Origin of the sequence: Thermoplasma sp. Kam2015, from assembly GCF_003205235.1 — an archaeon.
Lineage (GTDB): Archaea > Thermoplasmatota > Thermoplasmata > Thermoplasmatales > Thermoplasmataceae > Thermoplasma.
The window spans coordinates 128,613-153,224 of the sequence record NZ_QJSM01000018.1 but is presented as its reverse complement, the minus strand read 5'-3'; the positions used below and the strand labels follow the sequence as shown (position 1 = coordinate 153,224).

Below are 24,612 nucleotides of genomic sequence, written 5' to 3'. Positions count from 1 at the left end.
ATTGTATTATCCGGACTAATCGTCAATTATCAGCGACCACTTTCAACGATCGAAGATACCGCTCTGCCGATCTCAGCATCCACAAATCTTAGGAAATCATCTATCCTGTCTGCAGGTATATTTGCCCCTGCAGCCAGATCGTGGCCTCCTCCGACACCGCCGACCCCCATCGCAGCCCTCCTGAAAAGCTCGGCTAGATCCACGCCAGTCTTCAAGAATACCTTGTTTGCTCTGACGCTTGCCTTGACCGTACCAGGATCTGAATCCGCCATGGTGATCAGCGGCCTCCTCGTCTCAGGGTTCCTCGCTATTATCATATTCGCTATTATTCCAACGATGTTCTCATTTATGTCCTTTCCAGCATAGAAATAATCTATATTTTTGAGTGATCTAAGGCCCTCTGCCATTATATGGTTGTACCCATTGACCAGATTTCGCCTGTGAGAAGACATCAGAGATATCGATCTCATGTAATCCTCTCCACGATCGCCTGCCGCAACATTGAGACCTATCATCCCCTCCCCATATCTTCCGCATGAGTTCAAAAGAGTAGCAAATTCCTTTGCATCGTAGGTTGGAGACCTTGGATCTTCCCTCGGAAAGACGTAGGTTTCTCCGAAGACCTCATCGAATGCGTCAATATCTCCGATGATCAGCCGTTTGAATATCTCAGTCCTGATCATCCTCTTTTCATCCTCGCTCAGATCGTTGTAGACCCTGAACCTTTCTCCATCCTTGATCGGTATGTTCAAATATTTTAGAAGTCTGGATCCTGAACCCCTGAGGTTTGATATCCCAGGCAGCCTGTCATAACCCAGTTCCAGAAACTTGGACAGAGGCCTTGTCGCACGACCGAAAAATCTCAGATCCTGATCTATTCTCACAAGGCCAAGATCGCCCCCAAGGTTGATGAATATCCTGTTCAAACCCTCGAGAATTCCGCTGTTGGCATCCTGTACGTCTCCGACAGCTCCCACTATGGCGGGCACAACAAGATCCGCATTTTCATCGGACATTGCCATGGAGACGAGAAAGGTCACGCCAGAACCACTCACCTCGTAGGAACCATTCAGCCCTACCATATGCGGGTTGACCTGATATATAGATCCGAAGTCTGAATGTTCCAGAAATTCAAGGAGGTCTCTCCTGAACTCCGGATCTATGTCAAACTGATCTGGTAGATGATGATCTGTTATTGCGCATTCTATCTGTGCATCCCTTATCATCTTCATTGATCCTGAACCCAGATCAACGAACCATTTGAAACCAGGTGGTAGATCCTTGAGAATTTCAGGATCCACATTTTTTATAAATACCACTTCAGTGTCTATCCCAGATCTTTCAAGCGTCCTCTTCGCAATAGCTGAGGATGATAATCCGTCGGCATCGATATGCGATACTATTACAACCCTCTTCTGCTCGCTTATTATGCTAGCGACGTCTCGAGCTATTCCAAACAGCCGCCGATACTTCTCATCGTGAAGATACTTCTCAATAAGCATACATCATATCTCTGGAACAGCTGAAAGAGCCTGCCGGATGACCCTCTCAAAATCAACCTGCACCATCGCCCTGTCCTCGGCCTCTATCATATCCCAGAAATTGGAAAGATCAAGCGATTCCATATAACGTTCAAGATCCGTAAAATCCTGGTTCAGAGAACTCTCCACGATCAGATCAAGAAGCTTATCATCGAATGTATCGTTGTGAACGCCCCTTTCCTTGTTTCCTCCAGTTGGATACGATATCACTTCAGGTCCTATCTTCATGCCATCTATCAGAACTCTGGCTAGGGAATAGAGCCTGGGCGGTCTGTACAGTCCATTCTTCCAAAGATATTCTACAAGCGTATTTTTTTGTATGTTGGTCGGGTTTATGGAAACGTCCGTGGTTATATCCCTGACCTTTCTTATGGACTCAAGCACATCAGCAATTGCGGCTTTTTCCGAGATGAACGGCGGTTTGAATAGCAAGTACGTCCTTATCTCCATGCCGTACTTCTTCGCGGTCAGGGCTGCATCTAGATATTTCCTGAAGCTGGATCCTTTGTTTATCGAATTTTCAATTAGATAGTCGTTAGCCGATTCCAAGCCTATGGCAATTCTCACAGGTATGCCTATCTTCTTCAATTCCTCCATCCGTTCTGGCCTTATGTATTCAGTCCTGGATTCAACAAGCAGCTTCGAGACCCTGGAACCAACCTTTTCATAGAAATAAGACCGAACCTGATCGGGTATCTCAACAGGATCAAGGAAACTGCCAGAGGTGAACACCTTCAATACCTCTGAATTCAGTGTGGATGCAACATGATCTATCTGGTGATATAGGTTCTCCTCCGTCACATTCTGCGTATCGTTGAAATAACCGCACATGCTGCAAGATGAGAACCGGTACCAGGAACACCCTCTCGTTCTGAAGATAACGACCGTTGTCTTTTCAGGATATCCGCGTAATCTGTCCAGTTCGTTCCACATAGAAACCGGACGATCAGGATCTCCACCTGCCCTCCCGTCAGGCATGAGCGATCTGATGAAAAGGGCAAGTTCTTTATTGACCATGTTTAAGCTTATTCCTTCCTGATTAAAACCCTTTTGCTGTATCACCACTTCGATATATTACTTCTACCATATAACTTCATTTAAATGGAGCTTAGGGATTTGTGAGAAGCTGTAACTTTCAAATGCTTCGGCGATTCAATGCACGGACTTCCCCAATAGAGTGATTTATAAACTGTCTTTCCACATTTTGTATCGTCCACGATAACTAAATGTACAATATTTGAGTAGGATCGATGAGATCCGAATTCACGCCTGTAGTTATAGCGATATATGGCTTTTACGTATGTCCGGAATGGCCGATATCCTTAAATGAAAGGAAGATCCGAAGCTTCAGCTGAGGAGTGGCTCACCAGGAACAGATATTTGGGTTGGATAATACATCGATATACGATGGCGCATAGAAAAGTTTTATTCTACTCAGGGATTATGTAAAAATGCTTTCCGAAAGGATGCAATATATCAACGAGTCAGCAACTGTGTCTGCCTCAAACAATGTTGAGAAGCTGAAGAAACAGGGCGTGAAGATCTTCAATTTTGGTATCGGTGAACCTGATTTCACCACACCGGAAAATATAATAGATTATGCATTTGAGATGGCAAAGCAGGGTAAAACCCATTATACTCCCTCGGCTGGCATAATGGAACTCAGGGAAAAAATCGCCGCAAAACTCAGGTCTAAAAATGGCATAGAAGCCGAGGCCGATGAGGTGCTTGTCACACCTACCAAATTCGGCATAAATCTTGCAATGATGGTGCTGATAAATCCAGGCGATGAGGTAATAATACCCGATCCATACTATGTTTCTTATCCCGATATAGTCAAACTGGCCGGCGGAAAGCCGGTGCCTGTAAACACCACAGAGAGCTATGATATTGATACTGATAGAATCAGAAAATTCATAACGCCAAGGACAAAGGCCATAATACTGAACAACCCAAACAATCCAACCGGCAAGGTTCTTCCAGAAAAGGATGTGAAGGATCTTGTAGATCTTGCCATAGAGAACAACCTTTACATAGTTTCTGACGAAATATACGAGGATCTGATATATGAAGGAAAGCTTTATTCACCGGCATCCATGGGGCAGGAGGCCTTTGAGCACACCATAACTCTCAACGGCTTCTCCAAAGGATACGCTATGACCGGCTGGCGAATAGGTTATCTCGTTGCTCAGAGGGAAATCGTGGAGGCGGCCAACGTGATACAGCAGCAGACGATAACCTGTGTCTCTTCGATCTCGCAGTATGCTGCCCTGAAGGCTCTTGATGATAACGTGAGTCCATCGATGATGAGATCCGAGTTCAAAAAGCGCAGAGATCTTACCTACGAGATACTTTCAGAGAGTGAGGATCTTGAGGTGTACAAACCGGAGGGGGCCTTTTACGTATTTCCAGCGTATAAGAAATCGATGGAATCGGAAGAACTTTCGAATCTGCTCCTCAGCAGGGGTCAGGTTGTCGTAACACCCGGAGATGCCTTTGGCCTTGGCGGAAGGAGACATTTCAGAATCTCATTTGCCACCTCTGAAGAGACCATAAGGGAGGGACTCGAGAGGCTCATTAGGACAATACACGAGATCTAATTACTCAAGGTAATTATTTATAACATAATTATTATTACTAATGCGATAATCGCGATTTCGTGAAGATCACAGCTGTTGCTCCATGCTCTTCTGCGAATCTTGGATCCGGCTTCGATGCGCTGGCCATAGCGCTGGATGCTTTCTATGATAGGGTAACAGTTGACGAGAGTCACACCTTCAGAGTAATAGGAGATGGAGTACCGGCTGATCCTGTAATGAACACGGCAGGCCTTGCCGCACTTTCTCTTATCGATGATATGGATATCAGCCGAAATATTGAGATCAGGATTGAAAAGGGGATACCTAAGGGCCTTGGCCTAGGAAGCAGCGGAGCCAGCGCAGCCGCAGCGGTCGTTGCACTGGACTCATACTTTGGCCTAGAACTGACACGTGAGGAACTGGTGAAATATGCCATGATCGGAGAAAGCGCCGCCTCTGGCAGCCCGCACCCAGATAACGTCGCCGCCTCCATATTTGGTGGCCTCACGCTCGTGACCCGCGATGGCGATCTTAAGGTATCGCGGCTCCCCATCTCACATGAATACCGATTCCTCATAGCTATACCAGATGTTTCAATAGAGAACAAGACAAGGATGGCAAGGCAGATGATCCCTACATTAATTTCTCTGAACGAATATTCCAGAGCAATAGCACGGACCGCTTCTCTAATAGCCGGACTGATGCACGGTGATCGAGATATGATCAGGATCGGGATGAATGACGATGTTGTCGAATCATCAAGGTTGCCCCTATTTCCATATTATCCTGATGTGAAAAAATCAGCGCTTGAATACAACGCAGTGGGTGTCGCGGTTAGCGGAGCAGGCCCATCAATTCTCATTCTTTGCGATGAACTTTCAGATATCGAATCCATAAAAAGAAGCGCAGAACTGATATTATCGAAGCATGGTATTTCCTGCAGGCTCGTGGAGGCCGGAATATCTGGTGGTGCCTATGTCGAAGGATCTCCAATTTCCGATTAGAGACAATTTTGATAAAAATGCACATTCAGTTAATTTCCCAATATACGCCACAACCGCGTACAGATCGCCTGAGGGTGATCATTTTCGCTATTCAAGGGAGATGAATCCAACCGTTGAGGAGCTTGCCAGGCAGATGGGTATCCTGGAGAACGCAGAAAACACCGTGTGTTTTTCATCAGGGATGGGTGCCATATCTACCGTTTTTCTCTCCCTGATCAGACCCGGCGATCGCCTTGTACTACCCGTCGATGTCTTTGGCAGAACCTACACCTTTGCCAGGGATTTCATGTCCAAGTATGGTATAGATGTCAAGACAACCGATCCCGGGACTGAAAAGGTGATCGATGCTATTGATGGGAAAACGAGGATGGTTTTCGTGGAGAGCGTATCTAATCCTTTGCTTCGCGTGTATGATATTCCGAGGATAGCGGAGATAACCAGACAGATCGGAGCGATCCTGATTGTGGACGACACCATCATCACCCCCATCGGACAGAGGGCCCTGGAACTAAATGCAGATCTTGCAGTTAACAGTCTATCCAAGTTCATCGGCGGCCACAATGCAGCGATAGGAGGATCAGCTTCAGGATCCGCTAGAATGATTGAAGAAATCGATGCCCTCCGAAGAAGCCTTGGCGCTTCAATGGATCCATTCTCGGCATTTCTTTTCCTGCAGGGCATGAAGACGCTGAAGATCCGTGTGGAAACCTCATCACAGCACGCTGCAAAGATAGCCGAAGAACTGATGGCCATGGATCATATAACGAGAGTTTATTATCCAGGGATTTCCGATAACGAACATCATGATCTTGCGAAGAGGCTACTTAAAAATTATGGAGCGGTTGTCTCTTTTGTGCTGGATGAGAATGTCGAAGTCCAGAAATTCATGTCTTCGCTTGAAGCCATAACGCCTGCAAATACCATGGGTGGCGTTTCCACCCTCATATCAAATCCACAGACAATGTCCCACCGGAACCTGAGCGATGCTGATCGAAAAAGGATAGGCATAACACCATCGCTTATGCGCCTTTCGGTGGGAATAGAGGATCCCTCATTCGTTATTGAAGATATAAGAGATGCGCTTAGAAAATCCACAATACAATAATATAGATCCCGGCTTCCGGATTCGAACCAGAGACCTGCGGATTACGGCGAATTCACCGTTGAACCCTCTACAGTCCGCCGCTCTACCAACTGAGCTAAGCCGGGATTGGCAGTATCCCTAATTTCATCGCATCATTTAATATTTTCGCGCTCGGTATGCCGCCCCCTATCCCAAACGCCTGAGAACCTCAATTATTTCATTTTCATACTTTCTGGCAGCGTCTGTTGGCATGTCTGTGAACTTCTCGATCTGCGGCGAGATAAGCTGGAGAGATACCCTTGTCTTCTCCCCGACTTGATGAAGTACGATCTTGCAGGGTATAAACATGCTTGTCTCATAAGAGGTGCTTATGAATTCGTCAGCAGCTATTGGCTTACATATGTTCAGAATGTAAAGCGGATCGATATCCTTATTAACTGTCTTCCTTAGTATCTCCCTCACGTCAACATATGAAAGGATGACAAAACCAGAGTCTTTCAATAGTTTGAACATCTTACCATAGACCTCTTCTAGCCCGCCAGAGACCTCTATCTCAAATTTGTACATGATGGAACATGCGCACATCAGATAAAGAAATAATGTTAGGTGCAGAAACTACAACGATCCAAAGCTATGTTCCATTTCAGGCTGCGAAGTTGCATAAAAGATTTAAGAGAAGAACAGTGATACTTGTCCATGCAGAACAAATGGGCTCAGACAAAGTTCGCCAACGATATTGAGGAGGTCGTATACGGTTCAAGGTTGATAGGAAATGAACCGGATCTGGTTCTTCATGGTGGGGGTAATACATCCGTCAAAACGCAGGAAAGGGATCACACGGGCAAGCTTAAAGATGTGCTGCGTGTCAAGAACAGTGGATCAAATCTTGGCACGATTGACAGCCGCGGGTTTACCGGTATAAGGATGGAGGATGCATTGGCTGCCGTGAACATCGATCATATGACTGATGAAGAGATGGTGGACTACCTCAAGCGGAGCATGGTAAATCCATCAGAGCCTTCACCTTCCGTCGAAACATTTCTCCATGCCTTTCTGCCTTACAAGTTTGTGTTTCACTCCCATGCTGACGCCATTCTGTCGATCACCAATACGGATCTTTCTTCTGAAGAGATTTCAAATATTTTAGGAAAGGTTGTTGTACTGCCATACATACCGCCCGGCTTCAAGCTCGCTAAGGAAGTACTCAAAAATTTCAGGAAGGATATAGATGGCATTGTCCTGAGAAAGCATGGTCTACTCACATTCGGAGATACCGGTAAGGAGGCATATGACAGGCATATAGATATTGTGACAAGAGCTGAAAAATTCATTTCAAGTAAGAGGACCGGTGACTTCTTCAAGGAGGAGGTTCCTGAAGTCAGCTTCAATGATATTGAAAAGTATATACCGGTAATAAGAGGATGCGTTTCAAAGAGGAAGAAGAAGATACTCTACATAGATACCTCAGAGGAGGCCAGAAAGATAGCGAGAACGGAAAGGACAAGGGATATGTGCGGTTACGGGCCTGCAACCCCAGATATGCTTATACGAACAAAGTATGATTTTCTCTATCTGGACGATCTGACCAGATCAGACGATCTCATAGAGGAGTATGCATCAAGGTACAGCGAAGAATACAAACGCTACGTGAAGGGCTTCGAAATGCATGATCCGTATCCTGCCGTCATGGTTGTGCGTGGTTTTGGTATAATAACCGCAGGAACCAGCTACAGAGAGGCAAGAATAATCGATGATCTAGCCATACACAGCTTCAGGGTGAATGCAAATACGGAACAGATCTCGAAGCATGAATTCATATCCAAGGAGGAAGCATACGCTATGGAATACTGGCCGCTTGAGGAGGCAAAGCTGAGGAAGACTACCCACAAATTCCTCCTCGGTTCCATAGGGCTTATCACCGGTGCTGCAAGTGGTATAGGGCTTGAGGCCATGAAGAAACTCGCCGAAAATGAATGCACCGTAGTCGGATGCGATATAGACCCTTCCATAAATGAAAGATGCAGGGAGATAGAAGAACAGTATGGCGTCAGGGCCTTGCCTTTTGTCGTCGATCTGTCCTCAGAGGATCAGATTCTGAACATGTTCAGGGAAATCGTGAAGAACCTGGGCGGAATAGATATCGTGTTCAACAATGCTGGCATACTGAAGAGCTCAAAGATAATTGAGACCAGCGTTGAAGATCTGGACAGGCATTACGCAATCATCGGCAGGGCCTCCTTCATAACCTCCCGTGAGGCCATGAAGATAATGATCGCACAGGGCATAGGTGGAAACATCGTTTTCAACATATCCAAGAACCTTACCCATCCTGGGCCAGAGATGGTCTCCTACGGATCCGCGAAGGCTTTTGCGGCGCAGGTATGCCACTATGTAGCCAAGGAAGGCGGCAGATATGGGATCCGCGCTAACATAATAAATCCAGACAAGATCTTCAGGGGATCAAAGATATGGGAAAATGGAGTGCTAGAGGCCAGGGCAAAGGCAAAGGGCCAGACTGTTGAGGAATACGTAACTGGAAATCTGCTTAGAAGAGAGGTTCTTCCATCCCATGTGGCCAACATGCTCATAGCCATGGTCAATGAGGACATATTCGGTGCAACCACCGACGCCATGGTGCCGGTTGATGGCGGCATCCTGTGAGGTGATCATGTGCCATAATATCCATTGAATCCATTTTCCCAGATCCATTGAGAACTGATTGATATCCTAAATTTTTCTTCAAAAAACCCGCTTTATGCTGAAAGATATTGAAAGGTATGGGCCTCGAATACACTGCGACCTATTTCATGAAATTTCAACGCCTGACTGAGGCCCCTTGATCAATGGAATATTTGTATATGGGATTTGGAACTGTTCACACAAGGTTCATGTTGCGCAGTACCCTATAGGCTGTAGCGATATCTTCTAGCCCTATGCCCATGGATTTGAATACTGTTCTATTCATCCCTGAGAACTTTCCGTAATTGCCCGCTATATCCCGCAGTTCGATAGGTTTTCCACCCAGCCTGACGTACTCTGCTATCTCTGCGCTTTCCACCATTGACTGATCATAGTGTTCGGTGACAACAAGGTCTGAATCGTGAAGTACCTCATATTCGGCCTCTCTCCTGTTCATATAATTTGAGCCGGCAAGATTCACATGGTATCTGTCAGGCAGATACTTCCTTAAAATTATCGGAGAGGTGCTGTTGGTTATGGATGTTATCGTGTCTGATCCATCAAGAGCGGCCTCTATCCCCTCCACAGCTCTGATCTCAGTACCCAGCTTCTTCGACATCCTTGAGGCAAAATTCCTCGCATGATCGTAGTTTCGTGAGTACACCCTTATGGAGTGGGGATGGGAAACTGTCAGTATACCCTCAAGCTGCGTTTCAGCCTGGAATCCTGATCCTATCAGCGTGAAATTCTCCACAGATGGGTGAAGCATGCTCGTCGCATAGGCAGTTACTGCACCTGTTCTCATTTGGCCCAGCCTGTTGGCTTCCACAATGGCGAGGAGGTCATTGCTCCTCGCATCGAAGATCGTGACGACAAATCTTGCGCCCTCTTTCGAGGCGATATAGGTCTTGTGACCCATTATGTGGTACTTATCCAGCGATGCCGGCATGGTGTTGAGAACAGAACCCTCAGAGAATGTCCTTACTCTGGTATTTGACGTTGCTTTACCAGCATGGTATTCCTCAAAGGCCTCCCTGATCGCCTGTATGGTATCCTGCATGGAAAGATTCGCATTAACCTCATCTTCATTAATATAATACATGCTAAGATGATGCATTAAGGCAATTAATTCATTGCGCTTTCAATTTTTTACCAATTTTTATTAATTAATAAGGAATACAGCGACGATGACGGACAAATTACCGGAAGTAAGGCGATCGCATCCTTACGTGATGTACGATATGATGAGAGATATCCCAAATGGGATAGATAGAACCTTATCCTCAATGGAGAAGATAGATCTGTCATTCCTGGGCGATCATATACTCTTCTTGGGTAATGGCACAGCTTACCATTCCGCGTATGTTGGAAGCCAGATACTCGATGAGACCGCCAGAAGGCATTCCGTTGTGCAGGCCTATGAATATCTGAATTACATGCGATCCAGTGCCACCACCATCGCTGTATCCCACACTGGGAAGACGAAGAGCACCGTTGATGCCGCCATTAAGGCCAGAAAAACCTCAATAACGGCTGGTATCACACATTATGCAGATTCACCACTCTCAAAAGCGGTGGATCATCCCATAACCATAGCTGATGAGGATCTATCGCTCTGCAACACCAAGGCATTTTTCAACAACGCCTTCGCAGCCCTTTACATTTCGGATTACTATGGAAATCTATCATACGACATGAAGGCCCTAAGATCGGAGATAGTAAAGCATGTCTCCAGCGATGATGCCGAGATGAAGACCATATCGGAGGATCTCGATCATATTAACGATATATTTGTGCTTGGATCCGGCTATAACTTTCCAGTTGCAAGGGAGGCGGCGCAGAAGATAAAGGAGGCGACACACATGCATGCGGAAGGCATAGAATTCGAAGAATTCAATCACGGATGCACAGCGGTGATGGATGATCATACGCTGGTGATCCTCATAGAGGGCCAGAAGGACAGATCAAGAGGCGATCAGATCGTTAGGGCGTCGCGATACGTTGGATCGACAACTCTGGTGATCAACGGCGAGGGAGATCTGAGCATCTACAATGACCCACCTGATGAATTTTCCGCATCTTTTCTGAATACTCTCGATCTCTACTATCTTGCCTATTATCTCGCAGTACGCAGGAACATCAATCCTGATATGCTGCGATTTGAGGATAGAAGATACAGGGATTACGACAGTACGGTGTTTCCTCCAGGAGAGCACTGAACTTATAGATTGGTATTTTTTTCTTCATCTTACATTATATTTATATATTCAATAACGATGTAAGGTTATCCTTACGGTGTCGCAATGAATATTGAGATCACTAAACCGGCCAGTATACACAGGATCATGTCAAGGATCGGCCCAGCATGGATCGTGATGATGGCCGATGTGGATGTCGCAAGCGTTATAACAGGCCTTCAGTCCGGCGCAGCCTTCGGCTATCGGATGATATTCATAATGATCATTCTCATACCGCCATTGTTCATCGTACAGAATGCCGCAGGATACCTTGGCATATTTTCCGGTATGGGGCTTGGTGAAGCCGTGAGGACAAGGTATGGAAAGAAACTTGCACTCATAGCTGCAATACCGATGGCTTCGACAGATGTGCTATCGTACATAGCTGAATACAGCGGTATGGCTATCGGCCTTTACATGATAGGAATTCCACCCATAGTATCCATTCCGGTTATATTTTTAATACATAACGCAATAATAATGGCGGGAAGATATCGCAGAATTGAAAAGATGCTCCTCTTCATATCGCTAATACTTGTGATATCTATAATAGCAAGCGCACTCCTCATGAAACCGTCGATCTATGAGATAATCCATGTTGGTCTTAATCCAATACAGCCTTACACCGATAGAACATATGAGACGCTCCTTATAGCAAATATAGGAGCCGTGATAATGCCATTCATGATATTCTATCAGGCAGGAGCGAGCGTCCAGAAGAGAATGGAGAGACGGGATATCAAGATAAGCAGAAATGAAACTGCAATAGGGTCCATTGTAAGCGAGTTCCTCATGATCATGACCGTCATAGCGGGAACGTTCATAGGGGGATATGCAACGGATCCGATGATGCTTGATCGTGCCCTGAAGCCGTTTGGGAGCCTTGCGCCATACATAATGGCTGCCGGCTTCTTCACCGCTGGTTTTCTTGCGCTGATAGTCATATCGCTTGCCTCAACGTGGGGTATAGCGGAAGCACTCGGATGGAAATTCCACAGATATGGCAGATACATCATAAGGAATGAGGATCGTACATATGGCGACAGATCCTCCATAAGGCAGAGCGTCATATCAGATAGAAGAAAGTTCCTGACCCTCTATATGACGGAGAGCATACCCGCAGCGGCGATAGCCATCGTAGCTTCATCCTACCTTTTATCGCTGGTCATCGATCTCATGATAGTGTTCGTTATAGTTCTTGCTCCTGTGGCCATTCTCCTTGGTCTTCTTGTTTCGGACAGCACCGTCATGAAAGGAAATCCGATGAAAAGATGGTATATGGCCATATACTGGGCAACCATAGCGATAATTGAGTCGGCCGGGGTATACAGCCTCATGATATCGCTATGAACCCGCATCGAGGATCAGTTCGATGCCAGCTCCTTGACCTTCTTCAGAACGCCTATGAAATCGTCTCTGCTCAGTTTGCCTGTGTTCACATTGCGCGGGCTTGGATGGTAAGAACACACTACGCTTACACCGTTCAGACTGTACACTGCGCCGTGAGAGAATTTGTATCCGGATCTTGATATCGATTGATCAGCAAGCAGCTTAAGAACTGCCTGAAATGCTATCTGACCGAGTACAAGTATCACCCTGAGGTTTTTCATCATCGATATCTCAGAACGGAGATACACAGAACAGTTTGTGATCTCTTCCGGCGTTGGCTTATTATCTGGTGGTACGCATTTCACGGCTGCAGTTATATACGCATCATTGTACTTTAAACCGTCGTCCCTGCTCTCCGAAGTTGGCTGATTTGTTATCCCCACCTCGTGCAGGCATGAAACCAGGAAGTCTGAACTCTTATCTCCAGTGAAGACCCTTCCTGTTCTGTTTCCTCCTGAGGCTGCCGGGGCCAGTCCGACTATCAGGATATGGCCGTTGATATCTCCATATCCTGGAACCGGCCTGGCCCAGTATGCTTGACCGCGGAAACGTTTATCTCTGCCCACAACAGCCTCCCTGAAGTGGACTAGCCTTGGACATTTCCTGCAGGAGATCAGCTGATCGTTCATCTCAGCTATACTGATCCATCTCTCATCGGACGCCATCTGATATCACTGTATGTCGAACCAGCCTCCCCTGCTACCATACTTGACCTTTGGATCACCGAGGTATCCGTTGATCACCATCTGCTTCAGGGATATTGGCGGAACAAACTGTGGATCGCCAGTCTCCTCCCTGAGGTATTCGGCTATATGATACACCGTATCTATTCCTATTATATTCATGAGTTCAAACGGCCCCATGGGGAAGCCGAATGCAAGCTTCGTCATCGTATCTATGTCGGATTTGGATGCTACCCCCTCCTCATAGGATCTGATCGCTGAGAGGAGCCACCCCGCTATGAACCTGGTGGTGAAGAAGCCTGGAACATCTGCCACCACCACTGGCGTTTTCCCAAGCTTTTTTGAAAGATCAACCACTGTGTTCAGCGTATCTTCCGACGTCATCATTGCCCTGACAACCTCTATCAGCTTCATTATGCCGGCCGGGTTGAACCAGTGCATTCCAACAGCTCTCCCCTTTGCCTTAAGATCCTGAGCTATTTCCGCTATGGTGATGCCAGAAGTATTGGAGGCCATTATGGTGTCCTCACGCACATGCTTCTCTATCTCCACGAACACCTTTCTCTTGAGATTGAGATCTTCGGGCACCGCCTCCACGACTATGTCCGCATTCGATAACGACTGGTACTCCGTTGAAGTTTTTATGCGGCCCATAATTACGTTCATTTCTGCCTCGGTGATCGTGCCCTTTTTCACAAGGTTTATCAGCCCATAGCGACCTTCACGTATATTTTTTATGGCATTTGCGAGGATATCCTCCCTGACATCGATTATGGTAACCGGATATCCAGACCGGGCAAAGACCTGGGCTATGCCCTGTCCCATGACCCCGCTACCCACGACTGCAGCAGTCCTGATTTCCATAATCTTTCAGCGTTAACAATCATAAAAATTTATTGAACATAGTTGAAAAACCTATGAATATTGAAAAATGAAAAAATCACTTCTCGTCCTTTGTTTTTACGATCTTCTTTATCTCCTGAACCTCGTTATCCGGTACATCCTTGTACGTCAGCCACCATGCATAGCCCTTGTACTCCTTCATCCTTGCCGGGATGTCTTTCACATTCTTCGGCGCGGAGTTGAGCATCTTTTCGCCTATCAGTTCATTGTATGGCCAGTTGGCAGGCATTGCACCCTTGTATTTATCTGACGTCTGCAGCGCCTTTATGGCCCGAAGAAGCTCATCAACGTTCCTGCCAATCTCCAGAGGATAATACATTATGAGCCTGACCACAGAGTTTGGATCCACTATGAATACCGCGCGGACAGTCGCTGCTGAGGACTCGGCCTGTATCATCCCAAGCCTTGAAGCAACACGCCCCATCGAATCTCCGATTATTGGAAACGGAACCTCGATCTTCAGGTTGTCCTTGATCCAGTTTATCCATTCTATATGGCTTATAACGCTGTCCACGGAAAGTCCTATCAAATCTGTATTGAGTTTCTGGAAGTCGTCGTATCGCCTTGCGAATGAGTAAAACTCGGTGGTACAGACCGGAGTGAAGTCACCTGGATGGCTGAACAGCATGAACCATTTACCTTTATACTGATCAGGAAGCTTCATGCTGCCCTGCGTCGTTTCCACCGCCATCTCGGGGAATTTCTCACCTATCAATGGAAACCTGCTTTCATCAGACATTTTTTTTCACCTGAAAAAATAATTCATGCATCTATATATCATTTTTCAACCAGAAGCGTAATACGACAAAGTTTAGATGAATGCGGATATGAAAAAGCGAAATTATTCCTCTATTCCATCTTCAATCAGACCAAGACTGCTGAGTATCTCAGCTACCTCCAGTTCACTGAGGCCGGTGATCCTTGCAGTCTCCGCGATGCTCATCGTATCAAGGTATACAGTGATCACCTCACGGGAGATCCCATCATTCTGATCCAAGCTGTCCTTTATTGCGGTTATCAGGCTGTCCTTTTCCTTTATCAGATCTGTGCGCATCCTTGTGAGATCGTCTATCTGCCTGTTGATATCTCTCAATCTTTTCATAGCATCTCCCATGCCTTCGATCCTAGTTTCCTTGGTCTCGATAGGTATGCGCCTTATGGCGAAGAAGTTGCGCCCATAGTCTATGAACACTGATGAGAATCCAGAGGGCAGATATATCTTCCTCTTGGCGCCAAGATCACTTGGAACAAACCCTATGCTGGTTACTAGATTAGCCTTTTCAAGAAGATCAAGTTGCTTCAATATGGCTTGCTGGCTGAGACCGATGCTCTTGCTCAGCTCCAGAGCATACGATCTCTCAAGCTGAGTGAGCATCTTTATAATCTCACGCCTCGTAGAATTTTCAATGGCAGAAATAAAAAGATCTATGTCGTCCATCATTCTATCGAAACTTTCCTTCCACTGCCTTCCTTGCTGGTGGCCTTTTCAACCGTCACATCCAGAAGGCCGTTGTTGAACTTTGCCGCGGCGGTCTCAGGTTTAAGCTTGTAGTCGAAGTCTATGCTCTTATAGTACTTCCTCTGATCCTCATCCACGTTCAGCGTTATGTTGTATTCTGATATCTTCAGATCTATGTTTTCCTTGCTGACGCCTGGAAGCTCGAATGTCACGTAGACCTTCTTTTCGTCGTCGTTGATATCGGTTATCGGCTCTCTAACTCCGCGCTCTATAGGCCTCGCCCCCCTCGTTATACCAGGTACATTACCGAATTCCTGGAATATAGGTTTTCCGTCGGAGCCAATTCTGTATGTAAATCCGTACACATATGGTTCAGACATGGTCATGTTCGGATCGTTAAGTATCCTGTTCCATATCCTCATCAGCCTGTTGTTCAGGGATTTTATGTCTATGCCGAAGTCCTTGAAGAACTCGTCAAACATGTCGTCCCAATCATCGAATTCATCCTTCTTTGCCATATTCACCACCTACTTGTCAACCGATGGTTGACAACCTAATATTAAAAATAAATATTTAAATCTTTCTGATCCTAGATGGCCACCAGTTCCATTTCTTCATCAGGAGCATGACGGCCGGAACGAAGAACGGCCAGCTCAGAAAAGTATCTATGAGCACGCCTATGGCTAATCCGCCGCCTATTTCCTCGATCAGCTGAAGATCACTGAAGTAGAGCGAACCGAATGTGACGAAAAGCAGCGAACCAAGAGTGACTATTATACCACCATTCTCCTTTATGCTTGTGGTTATGGCATCCTCGTCTGTCATTCCCTTCATCACGCCCTCTCTGGCCCTCGTAATCATGAATATGTCGTAATCAAGGCCCACCGCCAGGAGAGTGACGAAGGTGAACATGGGCATGAATATGATTATTGGGAGATGATAGACATAGTAGACTATCCAGTAAATTATCATGAGGCCCACTATGACAGATGCAAGAACCATAAGTATAAGCCTCAACGGAGTGAATACTGAGCTGAGCTGTATGGCCAATATGACGAATATAGAGGCCGCCAGTATTGGTATCATCTCCTCAAATGTATGCAGTGTATGGCTATAGGCGGCATCAAGACCGGCCGTAAGACCACCAACATAAAACGTAAGCGAATTGCCCATGTAGGATGATATCTCCGATGGAAGCCTGTTTATGAACGAGGTGGCGGCATTAGACCAGCTTATGTTGGATAATTCAAACTCAATCATCACGTACCTTGGATCCTTTCCAATGTAGGAGTTTATCTGAGATCTGTAGGTGGAAACGTAATTTGATGGGAGCCTGTCCAGATTGACGTACTTGCCGTATGGATAGGTCGGACCATAAACCTCTGCCACACCGCTGAGACCTGCTATCATGTTCTCCAGCTTGGTGATCTGATTTATCTCCGCAACATTGTATGTTCCATTGGATATCACTGGCTCGCTGAATTTCACGATTACAAAACTCTCGAAGAAAAGATCCCTGTGGAAGCTCTGGTTTACCACCACTGCGGACTGTATGCCGCTGCTGGGTGGTATGAGGCTGAAGACATTCATATTGGTCGGTGTGGAGGCATAAACGTACAGCGATCCGAAAGCGACTAACATGAATATTACCAGTATCTTCTTCTTGTTCCTGAGTACAATACCTGATATTCTTTCCATCGTACCCTCCATGGGTATCCTTTTGTTCTTAGCCGGCCAGAACGTCCGGTATCCCAACCTGCTGAAAAGAGCTATGAGGAAAGTATTTGCCAGCATTATGGATACTATAACGCCCACAGCGTTCGTGATACCAGCGTCGCTGAATATTGGAACCTTGAACAGATAGAGCACTATGTAGGAAAGAGCGACCGTTATACCGGACGTGAAGACGGCATGACCGGCCCACTTAGAGGATTCTGGGATAGGGTCACCGCCGTTTCTGTAGAGTTCGCGCCTGTACCTAGACATTATATATACAACATAATCGCTGGTGAGACCGAGCAGGAGTATGAGCAGCAGCGTTGGGGTGACGAACGACACCGTTGAATGCAGGATATAACGATACAAAAGATCGTTGAGGCCAAATGAAATTATGGATGACATTAGGAAGAGACTGAATGGAAGAAATGCGGCGACGGGAGATCTGAAGAAAAGGCCAACTATGAGTATGGACAGCACTATGCCTATAATGAGTGCCCGCACCAATCCAGTCATGACCTCCTGTTCTATCTGCTGATCCAGGACATCTGTACCAGCAGTATAATATACACCGTTAACCGGCTTTGTGGAAACATATGAGGAGGCTATCTTATTCACCGAATTCAGCGTAGATATTGTATAATTCTTATTCAGTGAGAATGCAAAGATCTCGGTTGTGTTGCCATAACCTACAAAAGAACCCATCACATACTGCGACGGAACCACGGGATAGCTCAGAAATGTTTCATCGTAAAGCGTATGATTGACAGTGCTGTTTATATATGAACCATTAGTATTGCCGGCGTTTAGGAGATCCATAAGGTATGGTAGAAGATACCTAGAATTCAGATTCACCAGTGGATTTCCGTTGAACTTGTATATCGTACCGTTGTATACCTCAGAAGATGTGAGATGCGGTATACCCGCATAGTTGTCCTTCAGTGATATGTTCACTATTGATAGGACAAAACGATCAGCGGTTGTGTTTAGATCCGATATGATGGATGAATATCCTGAAAGATCAGAGATCAATGAGTTTGCCACAAACTGTCTGGCAAATGGAATATATATAGACATATTTACGAAATCTGTCATTGTGAGGTTCTCATCAACTGACATCAGCGCCAAGGAAAGAAATGGAGAGGCAGAAGCCAGTTCTTTCGAAAGTTCGAGTGCTGTCACATTAACAGCTGTATTCGCAATTTCAGGTAAAGAACTCACATTTCCTGTTATAGTTTTATTCATATATCCAGAGAACGATGCCAGGTATGGCGATGCAAGAGAAGCGTATGGAGTTTTGGAGAAGTACAACATATACTGGGTTGCATTGCTGTATCCCGACAGCTCTGACCGTGTTAAATTCTTGCCGCTTTCAAATGTTATATCAAAATACTTAACATAGGCCAGCGCAGGAATAAAGAGAAAATCAGCCGTTAGATTTAATGTCTGGTTTATCTTAATACTGCTATTATATAGATTTTCATTCAATTTATATATTCCTGACAGCTCCCTCCCAAGTGATAGAGATACAGACCGTAAGGTGCTGTTTTCAATGGTTATTATACTTGAGGCGTTTGCAGAGAAACCATTTCTGTGCAGATATGACAGAATCGCCGTTTGCATATTCATGAGAGCATGCAACGATGCGATGCTGTCTATACTCGTATTGTTTGTGACGATGACAAAAGATGAATCGTTGGAAGAGTTAAAATACTGTGATTGCAGGTTAGACGCTATATTGGCCGGAGAATTCGGTGGTACTATATCGCTTGCTATGTTATAACTGGTATCTGAAAAGAGAGCAGGAGCGAATGGCGCCAGAATTACCAGAACCAAGATCCAGGCAACTATTACTGCTGCACTGTGCCTAGCTGAAAATGTGCCTATCCTTCTGAATGTGTTCTCAAACACAGAGCCCTGATTTCATTTAACTAATTAAGAATTTAGATACTAAATATCAACTTTTATCAACATCAGCACTATATTCTATGCATGGAAGAAAGCAAGGGTTTCTTGAGACTGGCCTGGGCCAGGGATCATATGCCAGTCATGGCAGAGATAAGAAAGCGGTTTCAAACAGAGAAACCGTTCAAGGGAATAAGGATAGCAATGGCCCTTCATGTTGAAGCGAAGACCGGGATATTTGCCCTCCTACTGAAGGAAGGCGGTGCAGAGATCAAGATGGCATCGTGCAATCCACTGAGTTCCGACGATTCTGTGGTGCAGAGTTTAAAGGAAGATTATGGAATGCCCGTTTTTGCACGAAAGGGCGAGACGAATGAAGAATACTATGAGTATCTTCACCGAACTCTTGATGTTCAGCCAGATATAATCATAGATGACGGCGGCGATCTCACGAAGATAGTGCATACAGAAAGAAAGGACCTTGCCCGGAACATAATCGGGGGAAATGAGGAAACAACGACAGGCGTCCAGAGGCTTAAGGCGATGGAAAAGGCAGGAGTACTTCTCTTTCCAATGTTCGATGTTAACGATGCAAACATGAAGCACCTCTTCGATAACAGATATGGTACAGGTCAGAGCACGCTTGACGGGATAATGAATGCAACAAATCTTCTGATCGCGGGAAGAACCGTGGTGGTGGCTGGATACGGATATTGCGGCCGTGGAATAGCCATGAGACTGAAGGGCATGGGTGCAAACGTTATAGTAACCGAGATTGACCCGATAAAGGCGAACGAGGCAATAATGGACGGTTTCCAGGTGAAGAGGATGAACAGGGCGATAAGAGATGCCGATATGGTCATAACCGCAACAGGCATGAAGGACGTTGTCAAATACGAGGATGCCCTCGTGGCCAAGAAAAACATAGTTATGGCCAACGCTGGCCATTTCAATAACGAGGTTGCGGTCTCCGAGATAGAGAAGAGATCGCTGGAGAAAAAGGAAGTCAGGGAATTTGTAAAGCGGTACAAGCTGGAAAATGGAAATACCGTGGACATAATAGCAGATGGAAGGCTCGTGAATCTGGCGGCTGGCCAGGGCCATCCAGTTGAGATAATGGATCTGAGCTTTGCGCTTCAGGCGCTCACAGCTGAGTACCTTGTAAAGAACCACGAAAAATTGGAAAAGAAGGTTTATCCGGTTCCAGCCGAGATCGACAGATACGTTGCAGAAATAAGACTGAAACAGTTCGGAGGCGAGCTCGATCAGCTGAACGAAGAACAGATCAGATATTTGAATTCATGGGATGAGGGAACTTAACCTCATTCCTTCTCTATGTACTGGAATCCGGTGTATGGAACCAGAACGTCAGGTATTCTTATCCTGTCACCTTCCTGGAAATTCTCCATTATGGCAACGAGGATCCTTGTAGTTGCTATGGCGGTGCTGTTGAGCGTGTGAACGAACTTGTTTCCGTCGCTCGTCCTGTACTTTATGTTAAGCGATCTGGCCTGATAGTCGGTGTCGTTTGATGCTGAAACTATCTCTCTGAATTTTCCCTGAGCCGGGAACCATGCCTCTATATCATATTTCTTTGCCGCGAGGCGGCCTAGCTCTCCAGAACAGACGTTGACGACCCTGTAGGGTATGCCCAGGCTGCGGTATATTGCCTCAGCATTTCCCAGGATCTCCTCAAGAAAGTCCCATGAATCCTCAGGCCGGCAGAACACGAACTGCTCTATCTTGTTGAACTGATGCACTCTGAATATCCCCTTGGTATCCTTGCCATGTGCGCCGGCCTCTCTTCTGAAGCATGCCGATATGCCGGCAACCCTAACCGGAAGTTCCTTCTCCTCAAGGAACTGGTTGGAGAGCATCGCCGCGATTGAGTGCTCCGAGGTGGCTATAAGGTAAAGATCTTCACCCTCTATCTTATACAGCGTATCCTTAAAGGTCTCAAGGTCAGTTGCGCCTCTCATGCTGTCCAGATTGAGCATGTATGGAGGTTCAACAACAGAAAACCCGCGCTGCGAGAGGAAATCAACAGCGTAGTTTTCTAGGGCCATCTCAAGTTTCAGGAGCCTATTCTTTATGAAATAGAAACGCGAACCAGATATCCTTGCTGCACTCTCGAGATCTATGACGCCAAGATCCTGGCCCAGGTCCACATGGCTCTTCGGCCTCTCATAGATGACCTCATAATCCTCACTGTTGCCAGAGTATTTTTCAAATTCATCAACATCGTCTTTAAATACTTTCGCATGACCCACATATCTGACGAGCCTGTTGTTTTCATCTCCAAAGCAGACAGGAACGCTCTCATGGATCAGGTTAGGTATGGTCCACAGGATCCGATCCCTCTCCTCCTCGATCTTTCTCAGTCTATCCTCAAGATCCGAAATTTTAGCGTTTATCTCCTCTACGTTCCTCTTCTCTAGGGATGGGTCCTCATTCTTCTTGATCAGTTCAGCAATCTTCCTTGTCTCCTTATTCTTCTGTGATCTCAGGTTATTGAGATCCTTGTTTATGTTTCTCCACTCCTCATCCAGCCTGAAAAATTCATCAATAGGCGCCTTATCCACGCCTCTGTATTCACAGTTCTTCTCAAATAATTCTCTATTGGATCTCAGGAGCTTTACATCTATCATTGCAGACCATATTTAAATTATATATATAATACAAATCATTAACCCCATCTGATCTCCGAAAAGTTTTCCTCGGTATACATGGCGTTCACCGTATCATGAGGCCATGCTTCCAGAGGTTTCTGTCTTCTCCTCTTTCAGTTCGGATCCTCTGCGGTATCCAAAGAAGATTATCCACATAATCGGGAAGAGATCGATCAGCACTGCACCAGGTATTCCGTATCTATATATTGAAAACTGCCAGTATGTCGCAGGATAAACAAGTACGGGGATGAATGAATGCCAGAATGAGTATGAGAGCGCATAAAGGGGTGCACCTATGAACGTAAGACCAATAAAGGTTATCAGCGCCTGGATGTTTCCAGAACCCATCCTCCATTCCATACTGAAGGTGCAGTTGAAGGCCAGACCCATCCCAAGCCCGAAGACGAAGCCCCCAATTATCTGATACAACACGCTCTGATTCTGATCGAAGAAGAAATTCGTGCGCAAATGTAGTGCGAAGATAGAGATCTGCGCAAGCACAGATACCACAAGTAGAGATACAGCAATCAGTCTGATCATCTCGCGATCCCTGGAGACACCAAGTGTTTCCCTGAACGAGGTCTGAAAGCACAGAGTACCCAGGTATCCCACGGATCCAAGAATCATACCGAATACGAGCCATATCCTGACCATTGTGTCCTGAAACATATAGATCATAGCTCCTACTACCGCAATAGAGATGGCTAGCATCGAATATTGAATCTTTCTGCCAAGCCAAACAAAGGTGGATCTTGGTTTAGCAGATGCAAAGAAACGCGAAAACCATCTTGATCTGGACAACAGCAGTATCAAGTATATGCCTGAAAGCATGGATAGAAAGAAGGGGAATGCCCAGAAGCTTCCAGTTGCAAACCCGGAGTAGAAGTCGCCTATGTTGCATCCGCCTGCCATCCTAGTTCCATAGCCTATCAGTATACCGCCGATCAGTGCCTGTAGAGAGAGATTTCTGTTGGGAACCTGCCTTATGGAAAATTCCCCTTTGGCAAGAGAGGTTACGAAAGAACCGATTATTATTCCGAAGACAAGAAACCAAGTGAAAGCCTTGTCTATCTCCGGTATGGGATACACATGGTAATATGCTAACTTTGATATATCTAATCCAAAGAAGCTCCAGAATTCTCCTCCCATCTGGCTTTCTGCTCCGGTCACACCCCACCACAGGGCCTGACCGCTGACCACATATGAAGCCACCGCCAGCGCAAAGGAGGCTAGGGCCAGCAAGATGGAATAGATATATAGAATGTTGAATTTCATAACATTAAATTCGAAGTTGAGATAATTATTTTTCATTATGTGCAAGAAATGCACAGATAGAACATAATATATGGATAATATTGCCCTGCACTTCCACATAAAAGAGATGAATCATGCGCCCAAATCAGAATCTGATGTTCTCAATGATGCCCGTGACCATGGGCAACAGTGCCCGCGTACCACTTTGATAGATATAATCATGAAATATCTGTTTTAGCCTCCACCATGGAAAATCAACAAAAAGCTATATTTATAGGATATTTTGATTATCATCCCACTTCAATTCTTAATATCTAATTACTTAAATATTATAAATGAAACCATGTTATAGATTTATTTTCAAAAATTAACTAATATTTCTTTGCGAATTTCGATCAATGATGGGAAAAGGTTTATATAAATTATAAATCTCCCAACTGAAATGTCAACAAATTTGAGAAGAATTCAGAAGATAAAGGGGGGAAGCTACATAGTGTCTCTGCCATCAGATTGGGTTAGAGACAACGGCCTTGACGTCACAAGGGAGGTCGAGGTCTTTGAATCATCCGGCATAATAAAGATAAGGCCCAAGAAGGACTTCAATTCCGAGAGGGTGATAGAATATACAGATGAAGAGACTGCTGAATATCTGATCTCAGTTTACTATATGCAGGGGATGACAAAGATATCGCTGCAGTCAAAAGATGTCATTTCAAGGGATGTGAAGGACAGAATTAAGATGCTGCAGCTGGAGCTGCCTGGCCTTAACCTGAAGGAGGAAACATTCAATTCGCTGATATTCGAGGTAGATGAGGAGATACTGAAGGTTCAGGACTCATTCTTCGATTTCTCGAATAAGGCCTTATCCATCCTAAAGGACGTGACTAAGGTCATAGAGACGCCCAGAGAGGATATGAAGCAGGATCTGACGTCCAGATGCCTTGCGCTGAATTCCGATTACTACAAGCTGATAAGAAGTATAGCCCTGACAGTACAGCGTGACGACAAGTACAAACTTGACGTGCCGATAAAGGATATAATTTTATATGCCGTGGCTTCAAGGGATCTGGGCAGATTCATAACGCACACGAGGCTGCTCATAGGAAACATAAAGCAGGAAGACATGAAATTGAGAGATGAGATACTGCTACTGATAAATACCATGGAGAACATCATCAACATGTTCAAGACCGAAGACATAAACATGGCTCCAAGAATAAGAAGGAACGCGCATGAAATACTTGAAAACATAAAGAGCTCATCCGAGTCTAACAAGGAGCTTGAAAGGATGACCGGATACGCGCTGGCCCTCATGGACGATGCAGTCCACAAGGCCGTTCATATCTGAGTCATCAATTTTTCTTTTTATTATCTTTTCTTCTGATATTTCCTAGATTTTCATCAATCAGACATAATGCATACGAGTATACGGAATCTTCCTCGTTTTATACGATAATATCCACTAAAAAATCTGCAAACCAATTCCGTTTTTTATTCCTGGTGCATTTCA

General features: G+C 45.5%; 20 protein-coding genes and 1 tRNA gene. 8 read left to right on the top strand and 13 right to left on the bottom strand.

The window, feature by feature from the left end:
* Positions 1-29: 29 nt before the first annotated feature.
* Positions 30-1,502, bottom strand: a complete 1,473-nt coding sequence (locus DMB44_RS02455; RefSeq protein ID WP_110640449.1) for a DHH family phosphoesterase — start codon at positions 1,500-1,502, stop codon at positions 30-32.
* Between the two features lie 3 nt (positions 1,503-1,505).
* Positions 1,506-2,558, bottom strand: coding sequence for an archaeosine biosynthesis radical SAM protein RaSEA (locus DMB44_RS02450; RefSeq protein WP_110640661.1), 1,053 nt, complete (start codon positions 2,556-2,558; stop codon positions 1,506-1,508).
* Between the two features lie 434 nt (positions 2,559-2,992).
* Here DMB44_RS02450 and DMB44_RS02445 point away from each other — a divergent pair, with 434 nt between their 5' ends.
* From DMB44_RS02445 to DMB44_RS02435, 3 genes are read left to right on the top strand one after another with little or no spacing between them, the layout of a single operon-like run.
* The gene (locus DMB44_RS02445; RefSeq protein WP_110640448.1) at positions 2,993-4,141 is read left to right on the top strand and encodes a pyridoxal phosphate-dependent aminotransferase; all 1,149 of its coding nucleotides are present in this window, start codon (positions 2,993-2,995) and stop codon (positions 4,139-4,141) included.
* Positions 4,142-4,200: 59 nt separating this feature from the next.
* Positions 4,201-5,124, top strand: a complete 924-nt coding sequence (locus DMB44_RS02440) for a homoserine kinase (RefSeq protein WP_110640447.1) — start codon at positions 4,201-4,203, stop codon at positions 5,122-5,124.
* Positions 5,096-6,229 (top strand): aminotransferase class I/II-fold pyridoxal phosphate-dependent enzyme, encoded by a 1,134-nt coding sequence (locus DMB44_RS02435; RefSeq protein ID WP_237265247.1) that lies wholly within the window; start codon positions 5,096-5,098, stop codon positions 6,227-6,229. Before DMB44_RS02440 ends, DMB44_RS02435 begins: the two co-directional genes overlap by 29 nt.
* 6 nt (positions 6,230-6,235) lie before the next feature.
* On the opposite strand, the gene DMB44_RS02430 is transcribed toward DMB44_RS02435, so the two are convergent.
* A tRNA-Tyr gene (locus tag DMB44_RS02430) sits at positions 6,236-6,333 on the bottom strand.
* Between the two features lie 61 nt (positions 6,334-6,394).
* Positions 6,395-6,775, bottom strand: coding sequence for a DUF302 domain-containing protein (locus tag DMB44_RS02425; protein ID WP_237265246.1), 381 nt, complete (start codon positions 6,773-6,775; stop codon positions 6,395-6,397).
* A 129-nt stretch (positions 6,776-6,904) separates the two neighbouring features.
* Between DMB44_RS02425 and DMB44_RS02420 the strand changes: the two genes are divergently transcribed.
* Positions 6,905-8,869 (top strand): bifunctional aldolase/short-chain dehydrogenase, encoded by a 1,965-nt coding sequence (locus DMB44_RS02420; protein ID WP_110640444.1) that lies wholly within the window; start codon positions 6,905-6,907, stop codon positions 8,867-8,869.
* Between the two features lie 214 nt (positions 8,870-9,083).
* On the opposite strand, the gene DMB44_RS02415 is transcribed toward DMB44_RS02420, so the two are convergent.
* Entirely contained in the window at positions 9,084-9,989 is a 906-nt protein-coding gene (locus DMB44_RS02415; RefSeq protein WP_110640443.1) for an ornithine cyclodeaminase, read from the bottom strand.
* Between the two features lie 85 nt (positions 9,990-10,074).
* Between DMB44_RS02415 and DMB44_RS02410 the strand changes: the two genes are divergently transcribed.
* Both DMB44_RS02410 and DMB44_RS02405 read left to right on the top strand, forming a co-directional pair.
* Positions 10,075-11,106, top strand: a complete 1,032-nt coding sequence (locus DMB44_RS02410; RefSeq protein ID WP_110640442.1) for an SIS domain-containing protein — start codon at positions 10,075-10,077, stop codon at positions 11,104-11,106.
* 84 nt (positions 11,107-11,190) lie between these two features.
* The gene (locus DMB44_RS02405) at positions 11,191-12,474 is read left to right on the top strand and encodes an NRAMP family divalent metal transporter (protein ID WP_110640441.1); all 1,284 of its coding nucleotides are present in this window, start codon (positions 11,191-11,193) and stop codon (positions 12,472-12,474) included.
* 14 nt (positions 12,475-12,488) lie between these two features.
* Here DMB44_RS02405 and DMB44_RS02400 read toward each other — a convergent pair whose 3' ends face one another.
* The 6 genes from DMB44_RS02400 to DMB44_RS02375 all read right to left on the bottom strand — a co-directional run bounded on the left by DMB44_RS02400 (position 12,489) and on the right by DMB44_RS02375 (position 19,185).
* Complete coding sequence (locus tag DMB44_RS02400; RefSeq protein ID WP_110640440.1) at positions 12,489-13,178, bottom strand: uracil-DNA glycosylase; 690 nt, start codon at positions 13,176-13,178, stop codon at positions 12,489-12,491.
* 6 nt (positions 13,179-13,184) lie between these two features.
* The gene (locus DMB44_RS02395; protein ID WP_110640439.1) at positions 13,185-14,060 is read right to left on the bottom strand and encodes a 3-hydroxyacyl-CoA dehydrogenase NAD-binding domain-containing protein; all 876 of its coding nucleotides are present in this window, start codon (positions 14,058-14,060) and stop codon (positions 13,185-13,187) included.
* A 76-nt stretch (positions 14,061-14,136) separates the two neighbouring features.
* Positions 14,137-14,838, bottom strand: a complete 702-nt coding sequence (locus tag DMB44_RS02390; protein WP_110640438.1) for a peroxiredoxin — start codon at positions 14,836-14,838, stop codon at positions 14,137-14,139.
* Positions 14,839-14,940: 102 nt separating this feature from the next.
* Positions 14,941-15,540: a helix-turn-helix domain-containing protein gene (locus DMB44_RS02385; RefSeq protein WP_110640437.1), complete on the bottom strand. Its 600-nt coding sequence runs from the start codon at positions 15,538-15,540 to the stop codon at positions 14,941-14,943.
* Positions 15,537-16,076 (bottom strand): archaeal heat shock protein Hsp20, encoded by a 540-nt coding sequence (hsp20, locus tag DMB44_RS02380; protein WP_237265245.1) that lies wholly within the window; start codon positions 16,074-16,076, stop codon positions 15,537-15,539. The genes DMB44_RS02385 and hsp20 overlap by 4 nt, the downstream gene beginning before the upstream one ends.
* 55 nt (positions 16,077-16,131) lie before the next feature.
* Entirely contained in the window at positions 16,132-19,185 is a 3,054-nt protein-coding gene (locus DMB44_RS02375; protein ID WP_110640435.1) for an MMPL family transporter, read from the bottom strand.
* A gap of 81 nt (positions 19,186-19,266) precedes the next feature.
* Between DMB44_RS02375 and DMB44_RS02370 the strand changes: the two genes are divergently transcribed.
* Entirely contained in the window at positions 19,267-20,499 is a 1,233-nt protein-coding gene (locus tag DMB44_RS02370) for an adenosylhomocysteinase (protein ID WP_110640434.1), read from the top strand.
* A 2-nt stretch (positions 20,500-20,501) separates the two neighbouring features.
* On the opposite strand, the gene serS is transcribed toward DMB44_RS02370, so the two are convergent.
* Positions 20,502-21,827: a serine--tRNA ligase gene (serS, locus tag DMB44_RS02365; protein WP_110640433.1), complete on the bottom strand. Its 1,326-nt coding sequence runs from the start codon at positions 21,825-21,827 to the stop codon at positions 20,502-20,504.
* Positions 21,828-21,920: 93 nt separating this feature from the next.
* The gene (locus tag DMB44_RS02360) at positions 21,921-23,123 is read right to left on the bottom strand and encodes a YeeE/YedE thiosulfate transporter family protein (RefSeq protein ID WP_237265244.1); all 1,203 of its coding nucleotides are present in this window, start codon (positions 23,121-23,123) and stop codon (positions 21,921-21,923) included.
* Positions 23,124-23,544: 421 nt separating this feature from the next.
* On the opposite strand from DMB44_RS02360, the gene DMB44_RS02355 reads away from it, so the two are divergent.
* A complete protein-coding gene (locus DMB44_RS02355; RefSeq protein ID WP_110640432.1) occupies positions 23,545-24,450 on the top strand; it encodes an AbrB/MazE/SpoVT family DNA-binding domain-containing protein in 906 nt (301 codons plus the stop codon).
* Positions 24,451-24,612: the final 162 nt, after the last annotated feature.

Bases quoted from the DNA above. Each gene is read 5' to 3' on its own strand.
- DMB44_RS02455 (WP_110640449.1), bottom strand. From the start codon at position 1,502: ATGCTTATTGAGAAGTATCTTCACGATGAGAAGTATCGGCGGCTGTTT.
- DMB44_RS02450 (WP_110640661.1), bottom strand. From the start codon at position 2,558: ATGGTCAATAAAGAACTTGCCCTTTTCATCAGATCGCTCATGCCTGAC.
- DMB44_RS02445 (WP_110640448.1), top strand. From the start codon at position 2,993: ATGCTTTCCGAAAGGATGCAATATATCAACGAGTCAGCAACTGTGTCT.
- DMB44_RS02435 (WP_237265247.1), top strand. From the start codon at position 5,096: ATGTCGAAGGATCTCCAATTTCCGATTAGAGACAATTTTGATAAAAAT.
- DMB44_RS02425 (WP_237265246.1), bottom strand. From the start codon at position 6,775: ATGTACAAATTTGAGATAGAGGTCTCTGGCGGGCTAGAAGAGGTCTAT.
- DMB44_RS02420 (WP_110640444.1), top strand. From the start codon at position 6,905: ATGCAGAACAAATGGGCTCAGACAAAGTTCGCCAACGATATTGAGGAG.
- DMB44_RS02415 (WP_110640443.1), bottom strand. From the start codon at position 9,989: ATGTATTATATTAATGAAGATGAGGTTAATGCGAATCTTTCCATGCAG.
- DMB44_RS02410 (WP_110640442.1), top strand. From the start codon at position 10,075: ATGACGGACAAATTACCGGAAGTAAGGCGATCGCATCCTTACGTGATG.
- DMB44_RS02405 (WP_110640441.1), top strand. From the start codon at position 11,191: ATGAATATTGAGATCACTAAACCGGCCAGTATACACAGGATCATGTCA.
- DMB44_RS02400 (WP_110640440.1), bottom strand. From the start codon at position 13,178: ATGGCGTCCGATGAGAGATGGATCAGTATAGCTGAGATGAACGATCAG.
- DMB44_RS02395 (WP_110640439.1), bottom strand. From the start codon at position 14,060: ATGGAAATCAGGACTGCTGCAGTCGTGGGTAGCGGGGTCATGGGACAG.
- DMB44_RS02390 (WP_110640438.1), bottom strand. From the start codon at position 14,838: ATGTCTGATGAAAGCAGGTTTCCATTGATAGGTGAGAAATTCCCCGAG.
- DMB44_RS02385 (WP_110640437.1), bottom strand. From the start codon at position 15,540: ATGATGGACGACATAGATCTTTTTATTTCTGCCATTGAAAATTCTACG.
- hsp20 (WP_237265245.1), bottom strand. From the start codon at position 16,076: ATGGCAAAGAAGGATGAATTCGATGATTGGGACGACATGTTTGACGAG.
- DMB44_RS02370 (WP_110640434.1), top strand. From the start codon at position 19,267: ATGGAAGAAAGCAAGGGTTTCTTGAGACTGGCCTGGGCCAGGGATCAT.
- serS (WP_110640433.1), bottom strand. From the start codon at position 21,827: ATGATAGATGTAAAGCTCCTGAGATCCAATAGAGAATTATTTGAGAAG.
- DMB44_RS02360 (WP_237265244.1), bottom strand. From the start codon at position 23,123: ATGAAATTCAACATTCTATATATCTATTCCATCTTGCTGGCCCTAGCC.
- DMB44_RS02355 (WP_110640432.1), top strand. From the start codon at position 23,545: ATGTCAACAAATTTGAGAAGAATTCAGAAGATAAAGGGGGGAAGCTAC.